This window comes from Streptomyces sp. NBC_00457 (assembly GCF_036014015.1).
Taxonomy (GTDB): domain Bacteria; phylum Actinomycetota; class Actinomycetes; order Streptomycetales; family Streptomycetaceae; genus Streptomyces.
Genome location: NZ_CP107905.1, coordinates 3,572,057 through 3,590,693, shown reverse-complemented (window position 1 = coordinate 3,590,693; position 18,637 = coordinate 3,572,057). Strand labels below are relative to the sequence as shown.

Genomic DNA, 18,637 nt, shown 5'->3' with positions numbered 1-18,637 from the left:
TCCGGTGCCGCGTACGCTGTAGGGGACCGGCAGGAGGCGCCGTGTTCAACATGTTCGAGGAGCTCTTTGCTCCGGGCCGCAAGCACACCCGTGACGAGCAGAACCGGCTGGAGCTGACCCGGGAGGATGTCGGGGACGGGGACCCCGGGCGCGGGCCGATAGATCTGGCGTCCGGGAAGGTCGTCGTACGGCAGCCGACGGCGGATGAGGACGATACGGAGTCCGCCGCCGGGGAGTGAGAGGCGGTCCTACCGCACCTGCACCTCCAGGATCCGGTCGTCGCCGCCTGACGGGGAGCCGCGCCCGTCGGTCTCGCTGGTCACCAGCCACAGCTTGTCGCCGCCCGCTGAGACCACCGTGCGCAGTCGGCCGTACTCGCCTTCGAGGAAGGCCTGGGGGTCGGCCGAGGCCTCCGTGCCCTTCAGGGGGATGCGCCAGAGGCGTTCGCCCTTCAGGCCCGCCATCCAGACGGAGCCCTCGGCGTAGGCGATGCCGCTGGGGGAGGCGTCGTCCGTGCCCCACTGGGCTATGGGGTTGTGGTAGGCGGAGTTGTCGGACTTGCCCTCGGCCTCCGGCCAGCCGTAGTTGTCGCCCGGCTTGATCGCGTTCAGCTCGTCCCAGGTGTCCTGGCCGAACTCCGCGGCGAACAGGCGCTGTTTGGAGTCCCAGGCGAGACCCTGCACATTGCGGTGGCCGTAGGAGTAGACGGGCGAGTTCGAGAACGGGTTGCCCGGCGCCGGATCGCCCTCCGGTGTCAGGCGGAGGATCTTGCCGCCGAGGGATTCCTTGTCCTGGGACAGGCCTTCCTCACCGCTCTCGCCCGTGCCCGCGTACAGCATCTTGTCCGGGCCGAAGGCGATCCGGCCGCCGTTGTGGATGAAGCCCTTGGGGATGCCCCGGAAGATCGTGTCGGGCGCGCCGAGCTGCTCGCCGGACGGCTGCCCCTCCTCGTACAGCATGCGGACGATGCGGTTGTCCGAGGCCGAGGTGAAGTACGCGTAGACCATGTGGTCCGAGGCGTAGTCCGGGGAGAGCGCGAGGCCCATGAGGCCGCCCTCTCCCGCCGGGGACACCCCGGGCACCTCGCCCAGCTCGGTCTTCTTGCCCGTCTCCGTGTCGACCCGGGTGATCGTGGCCTCGTCGCGTGAGGAGACCAGCAGGTCGCCGTCGGGGAGCGGGGCCAGGCCCCAGGGGCTGTTCAGGTCCTCGGTGACCGTGCGCACGACCTTCACCGAGCCCTTCGCGGGCGGGGTCGCCTCGGCGGCCTGTCCCGAGGGCGAGGACTGCGGGCTCGTACCACCAGCTGATGCGCTCTCCTCGCCGGCCGACGATCCCGAGCCTCCGTCGTCGGAGGAGCAGCCGGCCGTCAGCAGGAGTGTGGCGGCGGCCAATACGGCCGCCACAGCTCGACGTTGCACGATCATGGTCCCTTCGACGCGGCGAGTTCTACTTGTCATACACCGCTCGCGCCCCACAGGTTCCCGATCAACCAATCCCGAATCACCGCCCGGCCGACCAAGCTCGGGACATCGGCACCAGCACATCCCGAAACGTGCGCAACCCGACGTCAGCACCCGACGTCCGCAACCCCGCCGTTTCAGTCCCAGGACCCCTGTGCCCCCGGCAGCTCCGCCACCTCCGCCAGGTCCCGCACCGTGAGCCCCACCCCGGCCGCCGCCGCGTTCTCCGCCACCCAGCGTTCCTGCTTGGCGCCCGGCACCGCGACCACGTGCCGTCCCTGGGCCAGCACCCACGCCAGGGAAACCTGGGCGGGCGTGATGTCCTCGCCGTGGCGAAGTGCCACGCGGCGCAGACCGGCCACGATCGGCTGGTTCGCGGCCATCATCTCGGCCGTGAAGCGGGGGTGACGGGCCCGGACGTCGTCCGGTTCGAAGCCCTCGCCGGGTGTCAGCGTGCCGGTCAGGAAGCCGTTGCCGAGCGGCATCGCCGCCAGGAAACCGACGCCGCGCGCCTCGCACCACGGCAGCAGCGTCTCCAGCGCCTCCGGCGACCACACCGACAGCTCCGCCTGCACCGCGCTCACCGGGAAGACCTGCTGCACCCGCTGCAGCTGCCGGACCGTCGCGTCGTGCAGCCGGGCCCCCGGCCGCCGCCCGGAGCGCGCGCCCACCGCGCACAGCCCCAACGCCCGTACCTTTCCGGCCTGGACCAGCTCCGCCATCGCGCCCCAGGTCTCCTCGACCGGAACCTCCGGGTCCGCTCGGTGCAGCTGGTAGAGGTCGATGTAGTCGGTCTGCAGTCGCCGCAGCGACGCGTCGCACGCCCGCTTCACATAGCCCGGCCGCCCGTTGGCCACCACGTGCTGCTCGCCGACCAGCAGGCCGACCTTCGTCGACACGAAGGCGTCCTCGCGGCGCTCCTTCAGCACCCGCCCCAGCAGCAGCTCATTGGTGAACGGGCCGTACATGTCGGCCGTGTCGAGCAGGTTCGAGCCCAGATCGAGCGCCCGGTGCACGGCCCTGAGCGACTCGTCGCCCCGCTGCCGCGAGCCGCTGTACGCCCAGCTCATCGGCATGCACCCGAGTCCGACGGCCCCCACCACGAGCGCCGCCGCACCGATCGTCCTGCGCTCCACCTGCCCGTAACCCTCCCTCTCCCGAGCCCCCAACCTAACCTCTGCGCCCTCGCACCCCTGACCTAGGGCCTGTCCGGCGGATCCTGCCGGAGACGCGGGGCCTGGCACGCACATCTGCCGCGTTGTCGTCAGTCGCCATGGCTCCCTCCTCCGCCTTGGAGCTGCACGTCCCAGGCCCCGCTCACCCGCGCTGACCAGGAAGCGCCGCTTTCCTCCGACCTGATCCGCCGGACAGGCCCTAGCCTCCTGGCATGACTGCTGACGTATGGCTGCCCATCCCGCCGGAAGAGATCGAAGGGCTCCCGGAAGGGCCGAACTACCGCTTCTGGAACGGTGGTGAGGACTTCCCCGCGGACCCTGCCGACTGCGTCTACTACGTGGTGCCCTATATGAAGGCGCCCGCGATCGGGCAGCGTCCGTTGCCCGAGATGGCGTCCGTCCAGGTCGTGCAGACCCTGTCCGCCGGTATCGATCATGTGGAGTCGGGGCTGAGGCATCTGCGACCCGGCGTACGGCTGTGCAACGCGCGCGGGGTGCATGAGGCGAGCACCGCCGAGCTCACGCTCACCCTGATCCTCGCCTCACTGCGCGGTGTCCCCGACTTCGTGCGGGCGCAGGAACGGGGCGAGTGGCTCGGCGGGTTCCGGCCGGCGCTGGCCGACAAGAACGTGCTCATCGTGGGATACGGCTCGATCGGCGCCGCCATCGAGGACCGGCTCGCGCCTTTTGAACTCGCGCGGGTGGCGCGCGTCGCGCGCTCTGAGCGCACCACGGCGCGCGGCCTGGTGCACCCGCTCACCGAACTGCCCGCCCTGCTGCCCGAGGCGGACGTCGTCATCCTGTCCACGCCCCTGACCGAAAACACCCGCCACCTGGTCAACTCCGACTTCCTGGCCCGGATGAAGGACGGCGCGCTCCTCGTCAACGTCGCCCGCGGCGCGGTCGTCGACACCAAGGCCCTGCTCGCCGAAGTGGAGAGCCGCCGCATCACCGCCGCCCTCGACGTCACCGACCCCGAACCGCTGCCCCGCGAACACCCCCTGTGGCGCGCGCCCGGCGTGCTCATCAGCCCCCACGTCGGCGGGCCCACATCCGCCTTCCTGCCGCGCGCCAAGCGGCTTCTCACGGACCAGTTGAGCCGTTTCGTGAACCACGAGCCGCTGCGGAACGTGATCCTTACGACAGGCGCGACCGGCATACGGCCGACGGATGCCGCGAGCACACAGGAGCCGGACGAAACGGGCATGTAATCCGCTTCGAGTACCCTCCGCAGTCCTTCGAAAGCGGTACGTGCCCACATCGCCGCTGGTCGTCACGGAGCGTAGAGAGACTATGTCCCTGAGTGACGAGACTGGTGTATCGTCCCGACAGGGGATGCGCCGCGCACCGTTCGGCGCCGGGGATGGACATTTCAGACTGTGAGGGGGGCGACGGGCGATGCACGGCCTATGGACGAACGATCCGACGCGGCGAGGCCGCCGGCGGCGGCCCTGGGGCACCGCCGCGCGCAGACGCGGCCATCACCTCAATCACCACAGCCATCACCACCGCAGGCACAGCAGCCGCAGGAGGCATGCGCACCCGGTGCACCGGGACCCCCGGGACCCCGGAGCGGCGCGGACCGGGAGGGCCCGGTGACGTCGCCGCTGCCCACCACGACCACCCTCGACGGAGCGCTGCGCGCGCGGCGCCCGGCGCGGGCGCTGCTGGCCCGGCCACCGTCCTCCGGCGGCGGGTCTCGCCCCGTCCTCCAACTGTCACTGGCCCTGGTGTGCGCGGGATACGCCGTCGGTTCCGCGCTCGGCTGGGGCTCGCACCAAGTCGCACTGATCATGGGTGACTTCGGTCTGAGCGCCGCGGCGGCCGCCGCGGCCGTGTCCTGTTTTCTCTACGCCCGAAGCCGGCGCATCCGGTTTCGGCCCGCCTGGCTGCTGTTCGCACTCTCCTCGGCGATGGCAGCCCTCGGCAACCTGGTCTGGGGGTGGTACGAGGTGGTCCTCGGACAGCCCGTGCCCAGCCCCAGCTACGCCGACCTGTTCTTCCTCTGCTTCGCACCGCCCGCCATCGTGGGCCTGCTGGTCCTCGCCAAACGGCCGGTGACGAAGGCGGGCTGGGTCTGCCTCGGCCTCGACGCCTGGCTGATCGGCGGCTCGCTGCTGACGCTGTCGTGGAGCCTCGCGCTCGCCCAGGCGGCGAAGGTCGACTCCCATGGGGGGGCAAGCGTGGCGCACACCGCGCTGTCGCTGGCCTACCCGCTGCTGGACATCGCCCTGGTCAGCATGGTGCTCGCGCTGCACTTCCGGCGCTCCTCGGGCAACCGCACCGCCGTGAACACCGCGATCGGCGCGCTCGCCCTGACCGTGATGTGCGACGCCCTGTTCACCTCACCGCTGCTGCACCACACCTACCGTTCCGGCCAGTTGCTGGACGCGGGGTGGTTCGCCGGCTCGCTGCTCCTGGCGTACGCCCCCTGGTCCGCACCGCGGCACGGGCAACCGGAGGACGAGGGGCACACGCGCGTGGTGCACGAGCACCTGCCCGGACAGCGTGGCGGCGGCCACCACCACACACCCCCGCAGGGAGGTGATCACAGCCGGTATCCGGCCACCCGGCCCATCGCCGGTTCGCTGGCCGCCCTCACGCCGTATCTCGCCGCCGCGGTCTGCACCCTGGGGATCCTCTACAACGTCCTCAACGGCCGCAGCGTCGACCGCGTGGTGCTCCTCACCGGCGGCACGGTCGTGCTCGCCCTCGTGGTGCGCCAGGGCATCATGCTGCTCGACAACATCACCCTCACCCAGGAACTGGCGCAGAAGGAGAACCACTTCCGTTCCCTGGTGCAGGGCTCCAGCGACGTCATCATGATCGCCGCACCCAACGGCATCCTCCGGTACGTCTCCCCGGCCGCCGCCGGGGTCTACGGCCGCCCCGCCGAGGACCTCGTGGGTACGGAACTGGCCGATCTCATCCACCCGGAGGATCTGGGCTGCGTGGTGCACGAGGTGCGCCGCTTCCTTGCCGCCAGCCCGCTCGAAGAACCCACGACGCGCATCGAGTGCCGCTTCAAGGCCGGCGACGGCGGCTGGCTCAATGTCGAGTCCACCGTCAACCGCCACCACGGCGGACTGATCTTCAACAGCCGGGACGTGACCGAAAGAGTGCGCCTGCAGGCGCAGCTCCAGCACAACGCCGAACACGACCCGCTCACCGACCTGCCCAACCGAGCTCTGTTCACCCACCGCGTCCAGCAGGCCCTGTCCGGCCGACGCGCCTCCGACCGGGGCGCCGCACTCGCCGGTACGGCCGTCCTCTTCATCGACCTCGACGGCTTCAAGGCGGTCAACGACACGATCGGGCACCAGGCCGGGGACGAGCTGCTCGTCCAGGCCGCCCGCAGACTCCAGGACGGCGTCCGCCAGGGCGACACCGCGGCCCGCCTGGGCGGCGACGAGTTCGCGGCCCTGATCGTCGGGGACGGCACCCGTGACCGCGCCTCCCGCGAACGTCACATACTGGAGCTCGCCGACCGCCTCAGGGCCACGCTCTCGCAGCCGTATCTCATCGACGGCAACGATGTCCGGGTCAACGCCTCCATCGGCGTCGCCTTCGCCGAGGCGGGCCTGGGCGCGGGCGAGATCCAGCGCAACGCCGACCTCGCCATGTACCGCGCCAAGGCGGCCGGCAAGGGCCGCGTGGAGCTGTACGCACCGCAGATGCAGCAGGACGTCGTAAGGAAGGCGGAGCTGGCCACGCGCCTGCGGGCCGCGCTGCACGACGGCGAGTTCGCGCTGCTGCACCAACCCGTCGTCTGTCTGGAGAACGGCCGGATCACATCGGTCGCCGCCCAGGCGCGCTGGCGCTCCTCGCAGGGGGTGCTGTTCACCCCGGCCGAGTTCCTGCGGGTGGCCGAGGACAGCGACAAGACGCAGGAGCTGGGCCGCTGGGTGCTCGAGGAGGCCGTCGAGCAGGCCGCCGAGCGGGCCACGACGGGGTCGGCCGTCCCGGTGACCGTACGGGTGAGTGCCCGGCGGCTGCTGGACCGCTCGATGCCGCTCGGCTCGATCGAGGCGCTGCTCACCCGGCACGGGCTGCCGTCCGGGGCGCTGGTGATCGAGCTGGCGGACACCGATGGGCGGGTGTCCCTGGACGAGCTGGAGCGACGCCTGGGGGTGTTGCACCGGCTGGGTGTCCGGATCGCCCTCGACGGCTTCGGCAGCGGATACGGGGCGATCACCGCGCTCAGGCGGCTCCCCGTCGACGTACTGAAACTCGACCGCTCCCTGGTCGAGGGCGTCGTCGAGTCGGCTCGGCTGCACAAGATCACCAGTGGGCTGCTGCGGATCGCCGGTGATCTGGGGCTGCAGTCCGTGGCCGACGGCGTGGACCTTCCGGAGCAGGTCGTGGCCCTGCGCGCGATGGGCTGCACCCATGGGCAGGGCATGGCGTTCTCCGGTCCGCTGGACGAGTACCGGCTGCGCCGAGCACTGGCTTCCGGCCACTACCCGGTCCCGCACGGCCCGGCCGAGCCCGCGTTCGCGGGTGGCGTGAGAGAACCGCAGGGGCGCGTCGGTGTCGAGGGTGCGACCGCGCGCAGGCCCGAAGGGTTGAGCACGGTCGCGGCCTCGACACCGACTGTGGCGCCCCGGAGGTGAACGAACAATGGAAAGGGGCTCGGGGGTGTACACCGGTGGTGGTGTGCCCGCTGTTCTCGGAGGCGGCAGTGCCCTTCGTTCACATAATGAGACTCCCGTCCCACCACCTTGACATGCGGTGCGTGCCGGGGGGAGGGTCAGTGCCATGCGCACCCGAATTCTCGTACTTGGACAGCGCGTCGGCTGAAGCTGAGCCCCAGACCGCTCAGCGACCCCTCCCGGCGCGCTCCCCTCGCTTGCCTTATGGCACGAGGGGTTTTTTGTTGCACAGGCACCTGTCGTACAGCAGCCGCACACCGCACGAACTTCGCAAAAACCCTCAGCATCGAGAAGAGAATGCCGATGACCGAGCAGGCCACCGGGGCCCATCATCCGCAGCCGCGGCCCCGTTCCGGAGGACACCAGTCCGCCCCCGAGCAGGTGACGGGTGCGCAGTCCCTCATCCGCTCTCTCGAGGAGGTCGGCGCCGACACGGTATTCGGCATTCCCGGCGGCGCGATCCTCCCGGCGTACGACCCGCTCATGGACTCCACCAAGGTCCGCCATGTCCTGGTCCGCCACGAGCAGGGCGCCGGCCACGCCGCCACCGGTTATGCGCAGGCCACCGGCAAGGTCGGTGTCTGCATGGCGACCTCCGGCCCCGGCGCCACCAACCTGGTCACGCCGATCGCCGACGCCCACATGGACTCCGTGCCGATGGTCGCGATCACCGGGCAGGTCGCCTCCAAGGCGATCGGCACGGACGCCTTCCAGGAGGCGGACATCGTCGGCATCACCATGCCGATCACCAAGCACAACTTCCTGGTCACCAAGGCCGAGGACATCCCCCGGGTGATCGCGCAGGCGTTCCACATCGCCGCCACCGGCCGACCGGGACCGGTGCTGGTCGACATCGCCAAGGACGCCCTCCAGGCGAAGACCACCTTCTCCTGGCCGCCCACCATGGACCTGCCCGGCTACCGGCCCGTCACCAAGCCGCACGCCAAGCAGATCCGCGAGGCCGCCAAGCTGATCACCTCCGCCAAGCGGCCCGTCCTCTACGTCGGCGGCGGCGTCCTCAAGGCGCAGGCCACCGCCGAGCTGAAGGTCCTCGCTGAACTCACCGGAGCGCCCGTCACCACCACCCTGATGGCGCTCGGCGCATTCCCCGACAGTCACGAGCTGCACGTGGGAATGCCGGGCATGCACGGTGCGGTCACCGCCGTCACCGCGCTGCAGAAGGCCGACCTGATCGTCGCCCTCGGAGCCCGCTTCGATGACCGCGTCACCGGCAAGCTCGACAGCTTCGCCCCGTACGCCAAGATCGTCCACGCCGACATCGACCCGGCCGAGATCGGCAAGAACCGCGCCGCCGACGTGCCGATCGTCGGTGACGCCCGCGAGGTCATCGCCGATCTGGTGCAGGCCGTGCAGAGGGAGCACAGCGAGGGCAACACCGGCGACTACAGCGCCTGGTGGAAGGACCTGAACCGCTGGCGCGAGACCTACCCGCTGGGCTACGAGCAGCCCGACAACGGCTCGCTCTCCCCGCAGCAGGTCATCCAGCGCATCGGCCAGCTCGCGCCGCAGGACACGATCTTCGCCGCGGGCGTGGGCCAGCACCAGATGTGGGCCGCGCACTACATCGAGTACGAGCAGCCCGCGACCTGGCTCAACTCCGGCGGCGCCGGGACGATGGGCTACGCGGTCCCGGCCGCGATGGGCGCCAAGGCCGGAGCCCCGGACCGCACGGTCTGGGCGATCGACGGCGACGGCTGCTTCCAGATGACCAATCAGGAACTCACCACCTGCGCCCTGAACAACATCCCGATCAAGGTCGCCATCATCAACAACGGCGCCCTCGGGATGGTCCGCCAGTGGCAGACCCTCTTCTACAACCAGCGCTACTCCAACACCGTGCTGCACAGCGGCCCCGAGGCCGACGGCAAGCAGCCCAGCGCCGGCACCCGTGTCCCCGACTTCGTGAAGCTGTCCGAGGCCATGGGCTGCTACGCGATCCGCTGCGAGGACCCGGCCGACCTCGACAAGGTCATCGAGGAGGCGAACTCGATCAACGACCGCCCGGTCGTCGTCGACTTCATCGTCCACGAGGACGCGATGGTGTGGCCGATGGTCGCCGCCGGCACCTCCAACGACGAGATCATGGCCGCCCGGGACGTCCGCCCCGACTTCGGCGACAACGAAGACGACTGAGCGAGAGAGACGTAAAAAGACCATGTCCAAGCACACGCTCTCCGTCCTGGTGGAGAACACGCCGGGCATCCTCGCCCGGATCGCCGCCCTGTTCTCCCGCCGCGGCTTCAACATCGACTCGCTCGCCGTCGGCGTCACCGAACACCCCGACATCTCCCGCATCACCATCGTGGTGGGCGTCGAGGACCTGCCGCTCGAGCAGGTGACCAAGCAGCTCAACAAGCTCGTCAACGTGCTGAAGATCGTTGAACTGGAACCCGGTTCGGCCGTTCAGCGCGAACTCGTTCTGGTGAAGGTGCGCGCCGACAACGAAACGCGCTCCCAGATCGTCGAGATCGTCCAGCTGTTCCGCGCCAAGACCGTCGACGTCTCTCCGGAGGCCGTCACCATCGAGGCCACCGGCAGTGGCGAGAAGCTGTCCGCCATGCTCAAGATGCTGGAGCCGTACGGCATCAAGGAGCTGGTCCAGTCCGGCACGATCGCGATCGGCCGCGGTGCGCGCTCGATCACGGACCGGTCGCTGCGCGCCCTGGACCGCTCGGCATAACGACGGACACGGGCGGCCGGGGGACACCGGCCGCCCGTATACCGAGACCCGCGAACTTCCCTTCAGCCCGCCGTCATACGGTGGGACGCGACACCTGCACACAAGGAGAGAACCCAAAGTGGCCGAGCTGTTCTACGACGCCGACGCCGACCTGTCCATCATCCAGGGCCGCAAGGTCGCGGTCATCGGTTACGGCAGCCAGGGCCACGCCCACGCGCTGTCGCTCCGTGACTCGGGTGTCGACGTCCGGGTCGGTCTGCACGAGGGCTCCAAGTCCAAGGCGAAGGCCGAGGAGCAGGGGCTGCGTGTGGTGACCCCGGCCGAGGCCGCCACCGAGGCCGACGTGATCATGATCCTGGTCCCGGACCCGATCCAGGCCCAGGTCTACGAGGAGTCCATCAAGGACAACCTCAACGACGGCGACGCCCTGTTCTTCGGCCACGGCCTGAACATCCGCTTCGACTTCATCAAGCCGCCGGCCGGCATCGACGTCTGCATGGTCGCCCCCAAGGGCCCGGGCCACCTGGTGCGTCGCCAGTACGAGGAGGGCCGCGGCGTTCCGTGTATCGCCGCCGTCGAGCAGGACGCGACCGGCAACGCCTTCGCGCTGGCCCTGTCGTACGCCAAGGGCATCGGCGGCACCCGCGCCGGCGTCATCAAGACGACCTTCACCGAGGAGACCGAGACCGACCTGTTCGGTGAGCAGGCCGTTCTCTGCGGTGGTACGGCCGCGCTGGTCAAGGCCGGTTTCGAGACGCTGACCGAGGCGGGCTACCAGCCGGAGATCGCGTACTTCGAGTGCCTGCACGAGCTGAAGCTGATCGTGGACCTCATGTACGAGGGCGGCCTGGAGAAGATGCGCTGGTCCGTCTCCGAGACCGCCGAGTGGGGCGACTACGTCACCGGCCCGCGGATCATCACGGACGCCACCAAGGCCGAGATGAAGAAGGTCCTCGCGGAGATCCAGGACGGCACCTTCGCGCGTGAGTGGATGGCCGAGTACCACGGCGGTCTGAAGAAGTACAACGAGTACAAGCAGCAGGACGCCGAGTCCCTGCTGGAGACCACCGGCAAGGAGCTGCGCAAGCTCATGTCGTGGGTCAACGACGAAGACGCGTGACGTGCGCTCCGCGACGGTGCCGCCGGTTTCGGGCGCCGTCGCGGGGCTCCGCCCCGGACCCCGCTCCTCAAACTCCCCCAGAGGGGGGACCCCCAAGGGGCTGATTTTGTGGCCACCCACGTCCGGGTGATCCTTCCCCAGAGCCGTAAGACGACCTCCGCCGCAGCACTACACTGCCGTACTACATACGCGTCAGGCCCACAGCGTCGTGCGTCTCCACGCGGCCAAGCACCCCTCCACCGCATGCGGCCGTCGGGACGGCCGTCCGCATTGGACATGTGAGGACTCACGTGAGCTCGAACCCCGTCGTACTCATTGCTGAAGAGCTGTCGCCCGCCACCGTCGACGCGTTGGGGCCGGACTTCGAAATCCGGCATTGCAACGGAGCAGACCGAGCCGAACTGCTCCCCGCCATCGCCGACGTCGACGCGATCCTGATCCGCTCGGCCACGAAGGTGGACGCCGAGGCGATCACCGCCGCGAGCAAACTGAAGGTCGTCGCACGAGCCGGCGTCGGCCTGGACAATGTCGACGTCTCCGCCGCCACCAAGGCCGGCGTGATGGTCGTCAACGCCCCCACCTCGAACATCGTGACCGCCGCCGAGCTGGCCTGCGGTCTGCTCCTCGCCACCGCCCGCAACATCCCGCAGGCGAACGCCGCGCTGAAGAACGGCGAGTGGAAGCGCAGCAAGTACACCGGCGTCGAGCTGGCCGAGAAGACCCTCGGTGTGGTCGGGCTCGGCCGCATCGGCGCGCTCGTCGCCCAGCGCATGTCGGCGTTCGGGATGAAGGTCGTCGCCTACGACCCCTACGTGCAGCCCGCGCGGGCCGCGCAGATGGGCGTCAAGGTGCTGTCGCTGGACGAGTTGCTCGCGGTCTCCGACTTCATCACCGTCCACCTGCCCAAGACGCCCGAGACCCTCGGTCTGATCGGCGACGAGGCGCTGCGCAAGGTCAAGCCGAGCGTGCGCATCGTCAACGCCGCGCGCGGCGGGATCGTCGACGAGGAGGCGCTGTACTCCGCCCTCAAGGAGGGCCGGGTCGCCGGCGCCGGTCTCGACGTGTACGCGAAGGAGCCCTGCACGGACTCGCCGCTGTTCGAGTTCGACCAGGTCGTCTCCACCCCGCACCTCGGTGCCTCCACCGACGAGGCGCAGGAGAAGGCCGGTATCGCCGTCGCCCGCTCGGTGCGCCTCGCGCTCGCCGGTGAGCTGGTCCCGGACGCGGTGAACGTCCAGGGCGGCGTCATCGCCGAGGACGTCAAGCCGGGCCTGCCGCTCGCCGAGCGCCTCGGCCGGATCTTCACGGCGCTCGCCGGTGAGGTCGCCGTCCGCCTCGACGTCGAGGTGTACGGCGAGATCACCCAGCACGATGTGAAGGTGCTGGAGCTGTCCGCCCTCAAGGGTGTCTTCGAGGACGTCGTCGACGAGACCGTGTCGTACGTCAACGCCCCGCTGTTCGCCCAGGAGCGTGGCGTCGAGGTGCGGCTGACCACCAGCTCGGAGTCGCCCGACCACCGCAACGTCGTCACCGTGCGCGGCACGCTCGGCAGCGGCGAGGAGGTCTCGGTCTCCGGCACGCTGGCCGGCCCCAAGCACCTGCAGAAGATCGTCGCGGTCGGTGACTACGACGTCGACCTGGCGCTCGCCGACCACATGGTCGTCCTGAAGTACGAGGACCGTCCCGGCGTCGTCGGCACCGTGGGCCGCATCTTCGGTGAGTCCGGGATCAACATCGCCGGTATGCAGGTGTCGCGGGCGATCGCCGGCGGCGAGGCGCTGGCCGTCCTGACGGTCGACGACACGGTGCCCTCCGGGGTGCTGGCCGAGGTCGAGGCGGAGATCGGCGCGACGTCCGCTCGCGCGGTGAACCTGGCCTGAGGTCGTCCTCAAACGCCGGACGAGCTGAGATTCTTCGGCTCGTCCGGCGTTGTGCTGTCCTGGCGTGTCCGGCGCAGCGCCAGGGGAGTCAGGCACGCGGCCCCGGCCAGCAGTACCGTTCCCGCGATCGCCGCCCCCTGCATGCCGTGGGTGAACGCTTCGCGGGCCGTGGTGGCCAGGCCCGGGAACCGGTCGGCGACCGCCAGCGCACCGCCCAGCGTCTCGCGGGCCGCGTCCGGCGCCGAGGCCGGGATCTCGTGGCGGTAGACGGCCGCACCGATGGACCCGAGCAGGGCCATGCCGAGGGCGCCGCCGAACTCCGCGCCGGTCTCCATGAGTGAGGAGGCGGCGCCCGCCCGTTCCACCGGGGCCGCGGTCAGCGCGAGGTCCGCGATCTGGACCGTGACGAGGGTGATCCCGGAGGCGAGGACTCCGCACGCGGTCAGGAGCAGCCACATGGAGTCCGTTCCGGTCAGGGCCAGCAGGCCGTAGCCGCCCGCGCCGATCAGGAAGCCGGCGGTGACGACGTGCACGCGGCTCAGGCCCCTGTGCACCAGCTGGGTCGACAGGGGTGCCGCGAGGCCGATCGGCACCGAGGGGAGCAGGGCCCACAGGGCCGCTTCCAGGGCGCTCTTGTCGAGGACCGACTGGATGTACTGGGTGGTGAAGTACGCCGAGCCCATCATCGCGAACATGGTGATCAGGTAGAGCGTGAGGGCCGGTGCGAAGCCGGGGCGGCGGAACAGGTCCGGGGAGATCATCGGCGCGGCGGTCGTGCGCTGGCGGTGGACGAAGAGCGCGGCGAAGAGCAGGCCGACGGTGATCGACACGACGTAGCGGACGTTCCAGCCCTCCGAGGGGATCTCCTTGAGGCCGTAGACCACGGGGAGCACCGCGGCCATGGACAGCGGGATGCTGGGCCAGTCGAAGCGGCCGGGCTCGGGGTTCTTCGCCTCGGGGAGCAGGAGCGGGCCGAGGAGCAGCAGCAGGGCCATCGCGGGCAGGTTGACCAGGAAGACCGAGCCCCACCAGAAGAACTCGACCAGCACGCCGCTCAGCACCGAGCCGAGCGCGATGCCGGCCGTCATCACGCCGGACCACAGGGCGATCGCCTTCGTCCGCTGCGCCGGGTCGGTGAACATCGTGCGGACCAGCGCCATCGTGGACGGCATCAGGGTCGCGCCGCCGATGCCGAGGACCGCGCGGGCCACGATCAGCATCTCGGCGCTGTCGGCGTACGCCGCGGCCAGTGAGGCGGCCCCGAAGGCGGCCGCGCCGATCAGGAGCAGCTTGCGACGGCCGATGCGGTCGCCGAGCGAGCCCATCGTCATCAGCAGGCCGGCCAGGACGAAGCCGTAGATGTCGAAGATCCACAGTTGCTGGGTGCCGGTCGGCTCCAGGTCCGCGCTGATCGCCGGGATGGCGAAGTAGAGGACCGAGACGTCCATCGACACCAGCAGCAGCGGCAGCATCAGCACGCCGAGGGCGGTCCATTCGCGGCGGCCGGCACGGGAGTTGGTCGTCGGGTTCGTTGCCATGGCAGGAATGTACGCGCGTCTTAAACGTTTGTCTATGACGCTTGTATAGGACGGCTGTATGGATCCCGAGTAGGGTGGGCGTCATGGGACACCGTGAGGATCTGCTCGAAGGCGCCAAGCGCTGCCTGCTGGCGAAGGGATTCGTGCGCACGACCGCGCGCGACATCGTCAAGGAGTCGGGGACGAACCTGGCGTCGATCGGCTATCACTACGGCTCGAAGGACGCGTTGCTGGCGGAGGCCTACCTCGCGCTGGTCGGGGAGCTCTCCGACGCCTTCGACGGCGACGGGTCCGTCGAGAGCGCGACCGCGCCCGGCTCCGTCGAGCGCTTCCAGGAGGTGTGGTCGAACATCATCGGCACCATGCGGGGGCCCGGTTCGATGTGGCGGCTCAGCATGGAGATCGTGGCCATGGGGGATCAACTGCCCGCCGTGCGCGACCATCTGGCGGCGCAGCAGCGGGACGCCGAGCGCGCTCTCGTGGCGCTGTTCATGGGGGTGCCGGAGGACGAGATCCCCGACAAGACCCTGGACACGCTCGGACGGTTCTACACAACGCTGATGACCGGCCTCATCGCACAGTGGACCTTCGACCCCGAACGCGCGCCCGACGCCGACGCGCTCACTGAGGGACTGCGTCAAGCGATGGAAGCCGCCACTCGGACGTGATGCTCCCGTCCCGCATCTCCACCACCCGGTCCGCGAAATGCCGTACGACCGCCCGGTCATGGCAGATGAACAGATAGCCGAGGCCGAGGTCGTCCTGGAGGTCGGCGAGCAGGTTCAGCACGCCGGCGCGGACGGACGGGTCCAGGGCCGACACCGGCTCGTCGAGGACCAGCAGGCGCGGGTCGGAGGCCAACGCGCGGGCGATTCCGGCGCGTTGGCACTGGCCGCCGGAGAGTTCGTGCGGGCGGCGGTCGCCGTACGAGGCGTCGAGGCCGACCCGGTCGAGGAGTTCGGCAACCCGGGCGGGGCCATCGGTGGGGGTCCAGCGGCCGTGGATCTTCAGGGGTTCGGCGATCGCGTCGCGGATGCGGTGGCGGGGGCTCAGGGAGCCGTACGGGTCCTGGAAGACCGGCTGCATGCGGGGGCGCAGCGGGCGCAGTTCGCGGTCCGTGAGGCTCGTCAACTCCCGTCCCTCGAAGCGCACTTCACCGCCGTCCGGGCGGCGCAGCTGGAGCACGGCCAGCGCGGTGGACGACTTGCCGCAGCCGGAAGGGCCGTTCAGGGCCAGGGTCTCGCCCGCCTCCAGCGCGAAGGACAGATGGTCCACGGCCGTGACCGTGCCGTAGCGGACGACCAGGTCGCGGACGTCAAGAAGAGGCACGGTGCGTCTCCTGGAGCAGGTCGGGGACATCGGCCCAGCGGTGGCAGGCGATCAGCCGCTCCTCCACCTGCTGGGGCTCCGGTTCCGTCTCGTGACACGCGTCCGCCGCGAGCGAGCAGCGCGGCGCGAAGGCACAGCCGGGCGGGAGGGCACCCGGAGTGGGCGGGGTGCCCGGGAGGGCGGGAAGACGGCGGCGCCTGGGTCCGCCGTCCGGGAGCGAGGCCAGCAGGCCCGCCGTGTACGGCGCCCGGGGACGCGTCAACACCTCGTCCGCCGGGCCGAGTTCAGTGACGCGCCCGGCGTACATCACCAGCACACGGTCGGCGTGCTCCCGTACGACGTCCATGTCGTGCGTGACCAGCACCAGCGCCGCTCCGACCGCCTCACGCTGCTCGCCGAGCACCCGCAGCACCTGGTCCCGGTGCTCCTCGTCGAGCGCGGTGGTCGGCTCGTCGGCGACGACGATGTCCGGTTCGTTGACCGTGGCCATCGCGATGACCGCGCGCTGACGCATACCGCCGGAGTACTCGTGCGGATACGCCCGCGCCTTGCGTACGGCATCCGGGATCCCCACCCGGTCGAGCGCCGCCACCGCCCGCGCCCGTGCCTCCTGGCGGGAGACGCGGGCCACCGACCGTACCGCTGCGGCGAGTTGGTCACCCACCGGGTGCACGGGGGAGAGGGCGGAGAGGGCGTCCTGCGGGACGAGCGCGATACGGCGCCCGCGCTCAGCCGTGAGGTCCGGCAGGATCGTGCCGCTCGTCGTCGCCTCAGCCGGCAGCATGCCCAGCAGCGCCCGCGCCGTCAGCGACTTGCCCGCGCCCGACTCACCCACCACGGCGAGCACTTCACGCGGGCGCACCTCGAAGGACACCCCGCGCACGGCCTCCACCCCGTCGAAGGCGATCCGCAGATCACGCACCGACAACAGCACGTCCGACTCCATCGGAGGCCTCCTTCCCGACAGGCGCCACACCGGTCACCCGCTTCACACGGGTGACCTGCCTTCCTTGCGCATACGAAGCTCCCGACACCGCGAGCCCCGCCAGCACGGCCAGCGCCACGGCGGGCGCGAGGGCGGCCCACGGCGCCCGTTCCACATAGGCGCGCGACTCGTCGAGCAGCAGACCCCACTCGGGTGCCGGTGGCTGCGCGCCCAGGCCCAGGAAGCCCAGCGAGGCCAGGGCGAGGGCCATGCCGGGCAGCCGCAGCAGGGCGTGCCGGGCGACCGGCGCGGCCACGGACGGCAGCACATGCCGGGTCAGGATCCACCACGGCGTCGCCCCGATGGCCCGCTGGGCGGTGAGGAACGCCGACGCGCGCACCTCCTGCACCAGCGCCGCCGCATGGGCGGCCAACGGCGGCCAGGAGATCAGCGCGACCGCGAAGGCCGCCCCGCCGGTACCGGGCCCGGCGGCAGCCGCGACCAGGATCCCGGCGATCACCGGCGGCAGCGCGTTCGCGATGTCCGACGCGCCCGCCGCGACGCCCGGCAGGAAGCCGAGGGCCAGCGCGAGCAGCAGGCTGGCCAGGCATACGGCGGCCGCCGTGCCGACGGTGGGAGCGGCGCCGTGCCCGAGCCGGGCCAGGACGTCACGGCCGAGGCCGTCGGTGCCGAGCGGGTGCGCCCAGGAGGGCGAGGCGAGGCGCGCGGCGGTGTTCACGGCGTACGGGTCGCGCAGGAGGCCCCAGCCGATGGCCACGGCCAGGACCGTGAACAGCGCCAACGGGATGGCCGGGTGGGTACGGACCGGCCGGACCGGCGGCAGGGACAGCTCGGCGTCACGCAGCGCGGGCCCCAGCAGCCGACGCCGCAGCAGAGCCGCGACGGCACCCGTCACCAGCCCCAGCGCGAGCAGCGCCAGCACCGCCCCCTGGAGCAGCGGCAGATCCTGCGACTTGGCGGCCCCGAGCGCCGTACGCCCGATGCCCGGCACCGCGAACACCGTCTCCACCGCGACCGCACCCCCGGTCAGACCGACGGCGGCCATCCCGAACTGCGGTACCAGCGGCGGCAGTACACGCCGCAGCGCCGCCGCCGAGACGCGCGCCCTGCTCACCCCGGCGCCCCGCCACAGCTCCACCCACCGCTCGTCCAGCACGGCGGGCAGCGCGTCCGCGACCAGCCGGCCGAGGACACCGCCCGCCGGGACGCCGAGCGCGAGCGCGGGCAGGACCATGTACTGAGGCCCCTGCCAGCCCGAGGTCGGCAGCCACCCCAGCCACACCCCGCAGACCAGCAACGCCACGGTGGCCAGCAGGAATTCGGGCACGGCGGCCAGCATGGCGGCCCCCGCCCCGGCCGACCCCCGCCCCCGTACCAGCACCGGCGCGACCAGCACGCAGGCCAGCACCACCGCGAAACCGAAGGCCGCGCCCATCAGCCCCAGCGACACCTGGAGCCCGGCCGTCACCGACGGCAGCACCTCGGTACCGGACACCCACGACAGTCCCAGGTCCCCGCGCACCAGATCGGACGCCCAACTCCCCAGCAGCGAAAGGGGACCGGCATCCAGCCCGAGATCCCGTCGTACGGCGTCCAGCGCCTCCTTCGTCGGCTCCTGCTCGGCGGAACGGGCCCGCAGGACCGTCAGCGCGGGGTCCCTGCCGGAGAGCCAAGGGAGCAGGCCTACGGCGGTGATGACGGCGACGAGAGAGAGTGCGCGCGTCAGCCCTGCCGCGCTGACCGTCCACTCGATCGGGTGATCGTCGTTCAGAGTGTTGCGAGAGCCAGACACGCGCTGGATCCTTGACGTTGATGTGACCGGGCTGGTTCCAACCC

Annotated in this window: 14 protein-coding genes; 8 read left to right on the top strand and 6 right to left on the bottom strand. The window is 70.8% G+C overall.

The features are described from left to right. Positions 1-41 precede the first annotated feature (41 nt). Positions 42-239 carry a DUF6191 domain-containing protein gene (locus OG828_RS16120; protein WP_328501532.1) on the top strand — a complete coding sequence of 66 codons (198 nt, stop codon included), beginning with the start codon at positions 42-44 and terminating at the stop codon, positions 237-239. Positions 240-248: 9 nt separating this feature from the next. Here the strand turns inward: OG828_RS16120 and OG828_RS16115 are convergent, their stop codons facing one another. Then, positions 249-1,457, bottom strand: a complete 1,209-nt coding sequence (locus OG828_RS16115; protein WP_328501531.1) for a PQQ-dependent sugar dehydrogenase — start codon at positions 1,455-1,457, stop codon at positions 249-251. Positions 1,458-1,597: 140 nt separating this feature from the next. Then, a complete protein-coding gene (locus OG828_RS16110) occupies positions 1,598-2,596 on the bottom strand; it encodes an aldo/keto reductase (RefSeq protein ID WP_328438418.1) in 999 nt (332 codons plus the stop codon). A 251-nt stretch (positions 2,597-2,847) separates the two neighbouring features. Between OG828_RS16110 and OG828_RS16105 the strand changes: the two genes are divergently transcribed. The 6 genes from OG828_RS16105 to serA all read left to right on the top strand — a co-directional run bounded on the left by OG828_RS16105 (position 2,848) and on the right by serA (position 12,988). Then, the gene (locus tag OG828_RS16105; protein WP_328501530.1) at positions 2,848-3,846 is read left to right on the top strand and encodes a 2-hydroxyacid dehydrogenase; all 999 of its coding nucleotides are present in this window, start codon (positions 2,848-2,850) and stop codon (positions 3,844-3,846) included. A gap of 384 nt (positions 3,847-4,230) precedes the next feature. Then, a complete protein-coding gene (locus OG828_RS16100; RefSeq protein ID WP_328501529.1) occupies positions 4,231-7,248 on the top strand; it encodes a putative bifunctional diguanylate cyclase/phosphodiesterase in 3,018 nt (1,005 codons plus the stop codon). Between the two features lie 336 nt (positions 7,249-7,584). Then, entirely contained in the window at positions 7,585-9,441 is a 1,857-nt protein-coding gene (locus tag OG828_RS16095; RefSeq protein ID WP_328501528.1) for an acetolactate synthase large subunit, read from the top strand. Positions 9,442-9,463: 22 nt separating this feature from the next. Continuing rightward, positions 9,464-9,988: an acetolactate synthase small subunit gene (gene ilvN / locus OG828_RS16090; RefSeq protein ID WP_062708926.1), complete on the top strand. Its 525-nt coding sequence runs from the start codon at positions 9,464-9,466 to the stop codon at positions 9,986-9,988. 118 nt (positions 9,989-10,106) lie between these two features. Continuing rightward, complete coding sequence (gene ilvC / locus OG828_RS16085) at positions 10,107-11,108, top strand: ketol-acid reductoisomerase (protein WP_328356431.1); 1,002 nt, start codon at positions 10,107-10,109, stop codon at positions 11,106-11,108. A 290-nt stretch (positions 11,109-11,398) separates the two neighbouring features. Next, the gene (gene serA, locus OG828_RS16080; RefSeq protein WP_328501527.1) at positions 11,399-12,988 is read left to right on the top strand and encodes a phosphoglycerate dehydrogenase; all 1,590 of its coding nucleotides are present in this window, start codon (positions 11,399-11,401) and stop codon (positions 12,986-12,988) included. Between the two features lie 8 nt (positions 12,989-12,996). Here serA and OG828_RS16075 read toward each other — a convergent pair whose 3' ends face one another. After that, the gene (locus tag OG828_RS16075; protein ID WP_328438414.1) at positions 12,997-14,526 is read right to left on the bottom strand and encodes an MFS transporter; all 1,530 of its coding nucleotides are present in this window, start codon (positions 14,524-14,526) and stop codon (positions 12,997-12,999) included. 83 nt (positions 14,527-14,609) lie between these two features. On the opposite strand from OG828_RS16075, the gene OG828_RS16070 reads away from it, so the two are divergent. Continuing rightward, the gene (locus OG828_RS16070) at positions 14,610-15,194 is read left to right on the top strand and encodes a TetR/AcrR family transcriptional regulator (protein WP_328356422.1); all 585 of its coding nucleotides are present in this window, start codon (positions 14,610-14,612) and stop codon (positions 15,192-15,194) included. Here OG828_RS16070 and OG828_RS16065 read toward each other — a convergent pair. From OG828_RS16065 to OG828_RS16055, 3 genes are read right to left on the bottom strand one after another with little or no spacing between them, the layout of a single operon-like run. Further along, a complete protein-coding gene (locus tag OG828_RS16065) occupies positions 15,148-15,885 on the bottom strand; it encodes a dipeptide/oligopeptide/nickel ABC transporter ATP-binding protein (RefSeq protein ID WP_328501526.1) in 738 nt (245 codons plus the stop codon). The two genes, OG828_RS16070 and OG828_RS16065, sit on opposite strands and share 47 nt — an antisense overlap. Then, positions 15,842-16,801, bottom strand: coding sequence for an ABC transporter ATP-binding protein (locus OG828_RS16060; RefSeq protein ID WP_328501525.1), 960 nt, complete (start codon positions 16,799-16,801; stop codon positions 15,842-15,844). The genes OG828_RS16065 and OG828_RS16060 overlap by 44 nt, the downstream gene beginning before the upstream one ends. After that, entirely contained in the window at positions 16,770-18,554 is a 1,785-nt protein-coding gene (locus OG828_RS16055) for an ABC transporter permease subunit (protein ID WP_443062505.1), read from the bottom strand. The genes OG828_RS16060 and OG828_RS16055 overlap by 32 nt, the downstream gene beginning before the upstream one ends. Positions 18,555-18,637: the final 83 nt, after the last annotated feature.

Bases quoted from the DNA above. Each gene is read 5' to 3' on its own strand.
- OG828_RS16115 (WP_328501531.1), bottom strand. From the start codon at position 1,457: ATGACAAGTAGAACTCGCCGCGTCGAAGGGACCATGATCGTGCAACGT.
- OG828_RS16105 (WP_328501530.1), top strand. From the start codon at position 2,848: ATGACTGCTGACGTATGGCTGCCCATCCCGCCGGAAGAGATCGAAGGG.
- OG828_RS16095 (WP_328501528.1), top strand. From the start codon at position 7,585: ATGCCGATGACCGAGCAGGCCACCGGGGCCCATCATCCGCAGCCGCGG.
- ilvN (WP_062708926.1), top strand. From the start codon at position 9,464: ATGTCCAAGCACACGCTCTCCGTCCTGGTGGAGAACACGCCGGGCATC.
- OG828_RS16075 (WP_328438414.1), bottom strand. From the start codon at position 14,526: ATGGCAACGAACCCGACGACCAACTCCCGTGCCGGCCGCCGCGAATGG.
- OG828_RS16070 (WP_328356422.1), top strand. From the start codon at position 14,610: ATGGGACACCGTGAGGATCTGCTCGAAGGCGCCAAGCGCTGCCTGCTG.
- OG828_RS16065 (WP_328501526.1), bottom strand. From the start codon at position 15,885: ATGTCCCCGACCTGCTCCAGGAGACGCACCGTGCCTCTTCTTGACGTC.
- OG828_RS16060 (WP_328501525.1), bottom strand. From the start codon at position 16,801: ATGGAGTCGGACGTGCTGTTGTCGGTGCGTGATCTGCGGATCGCCTTC.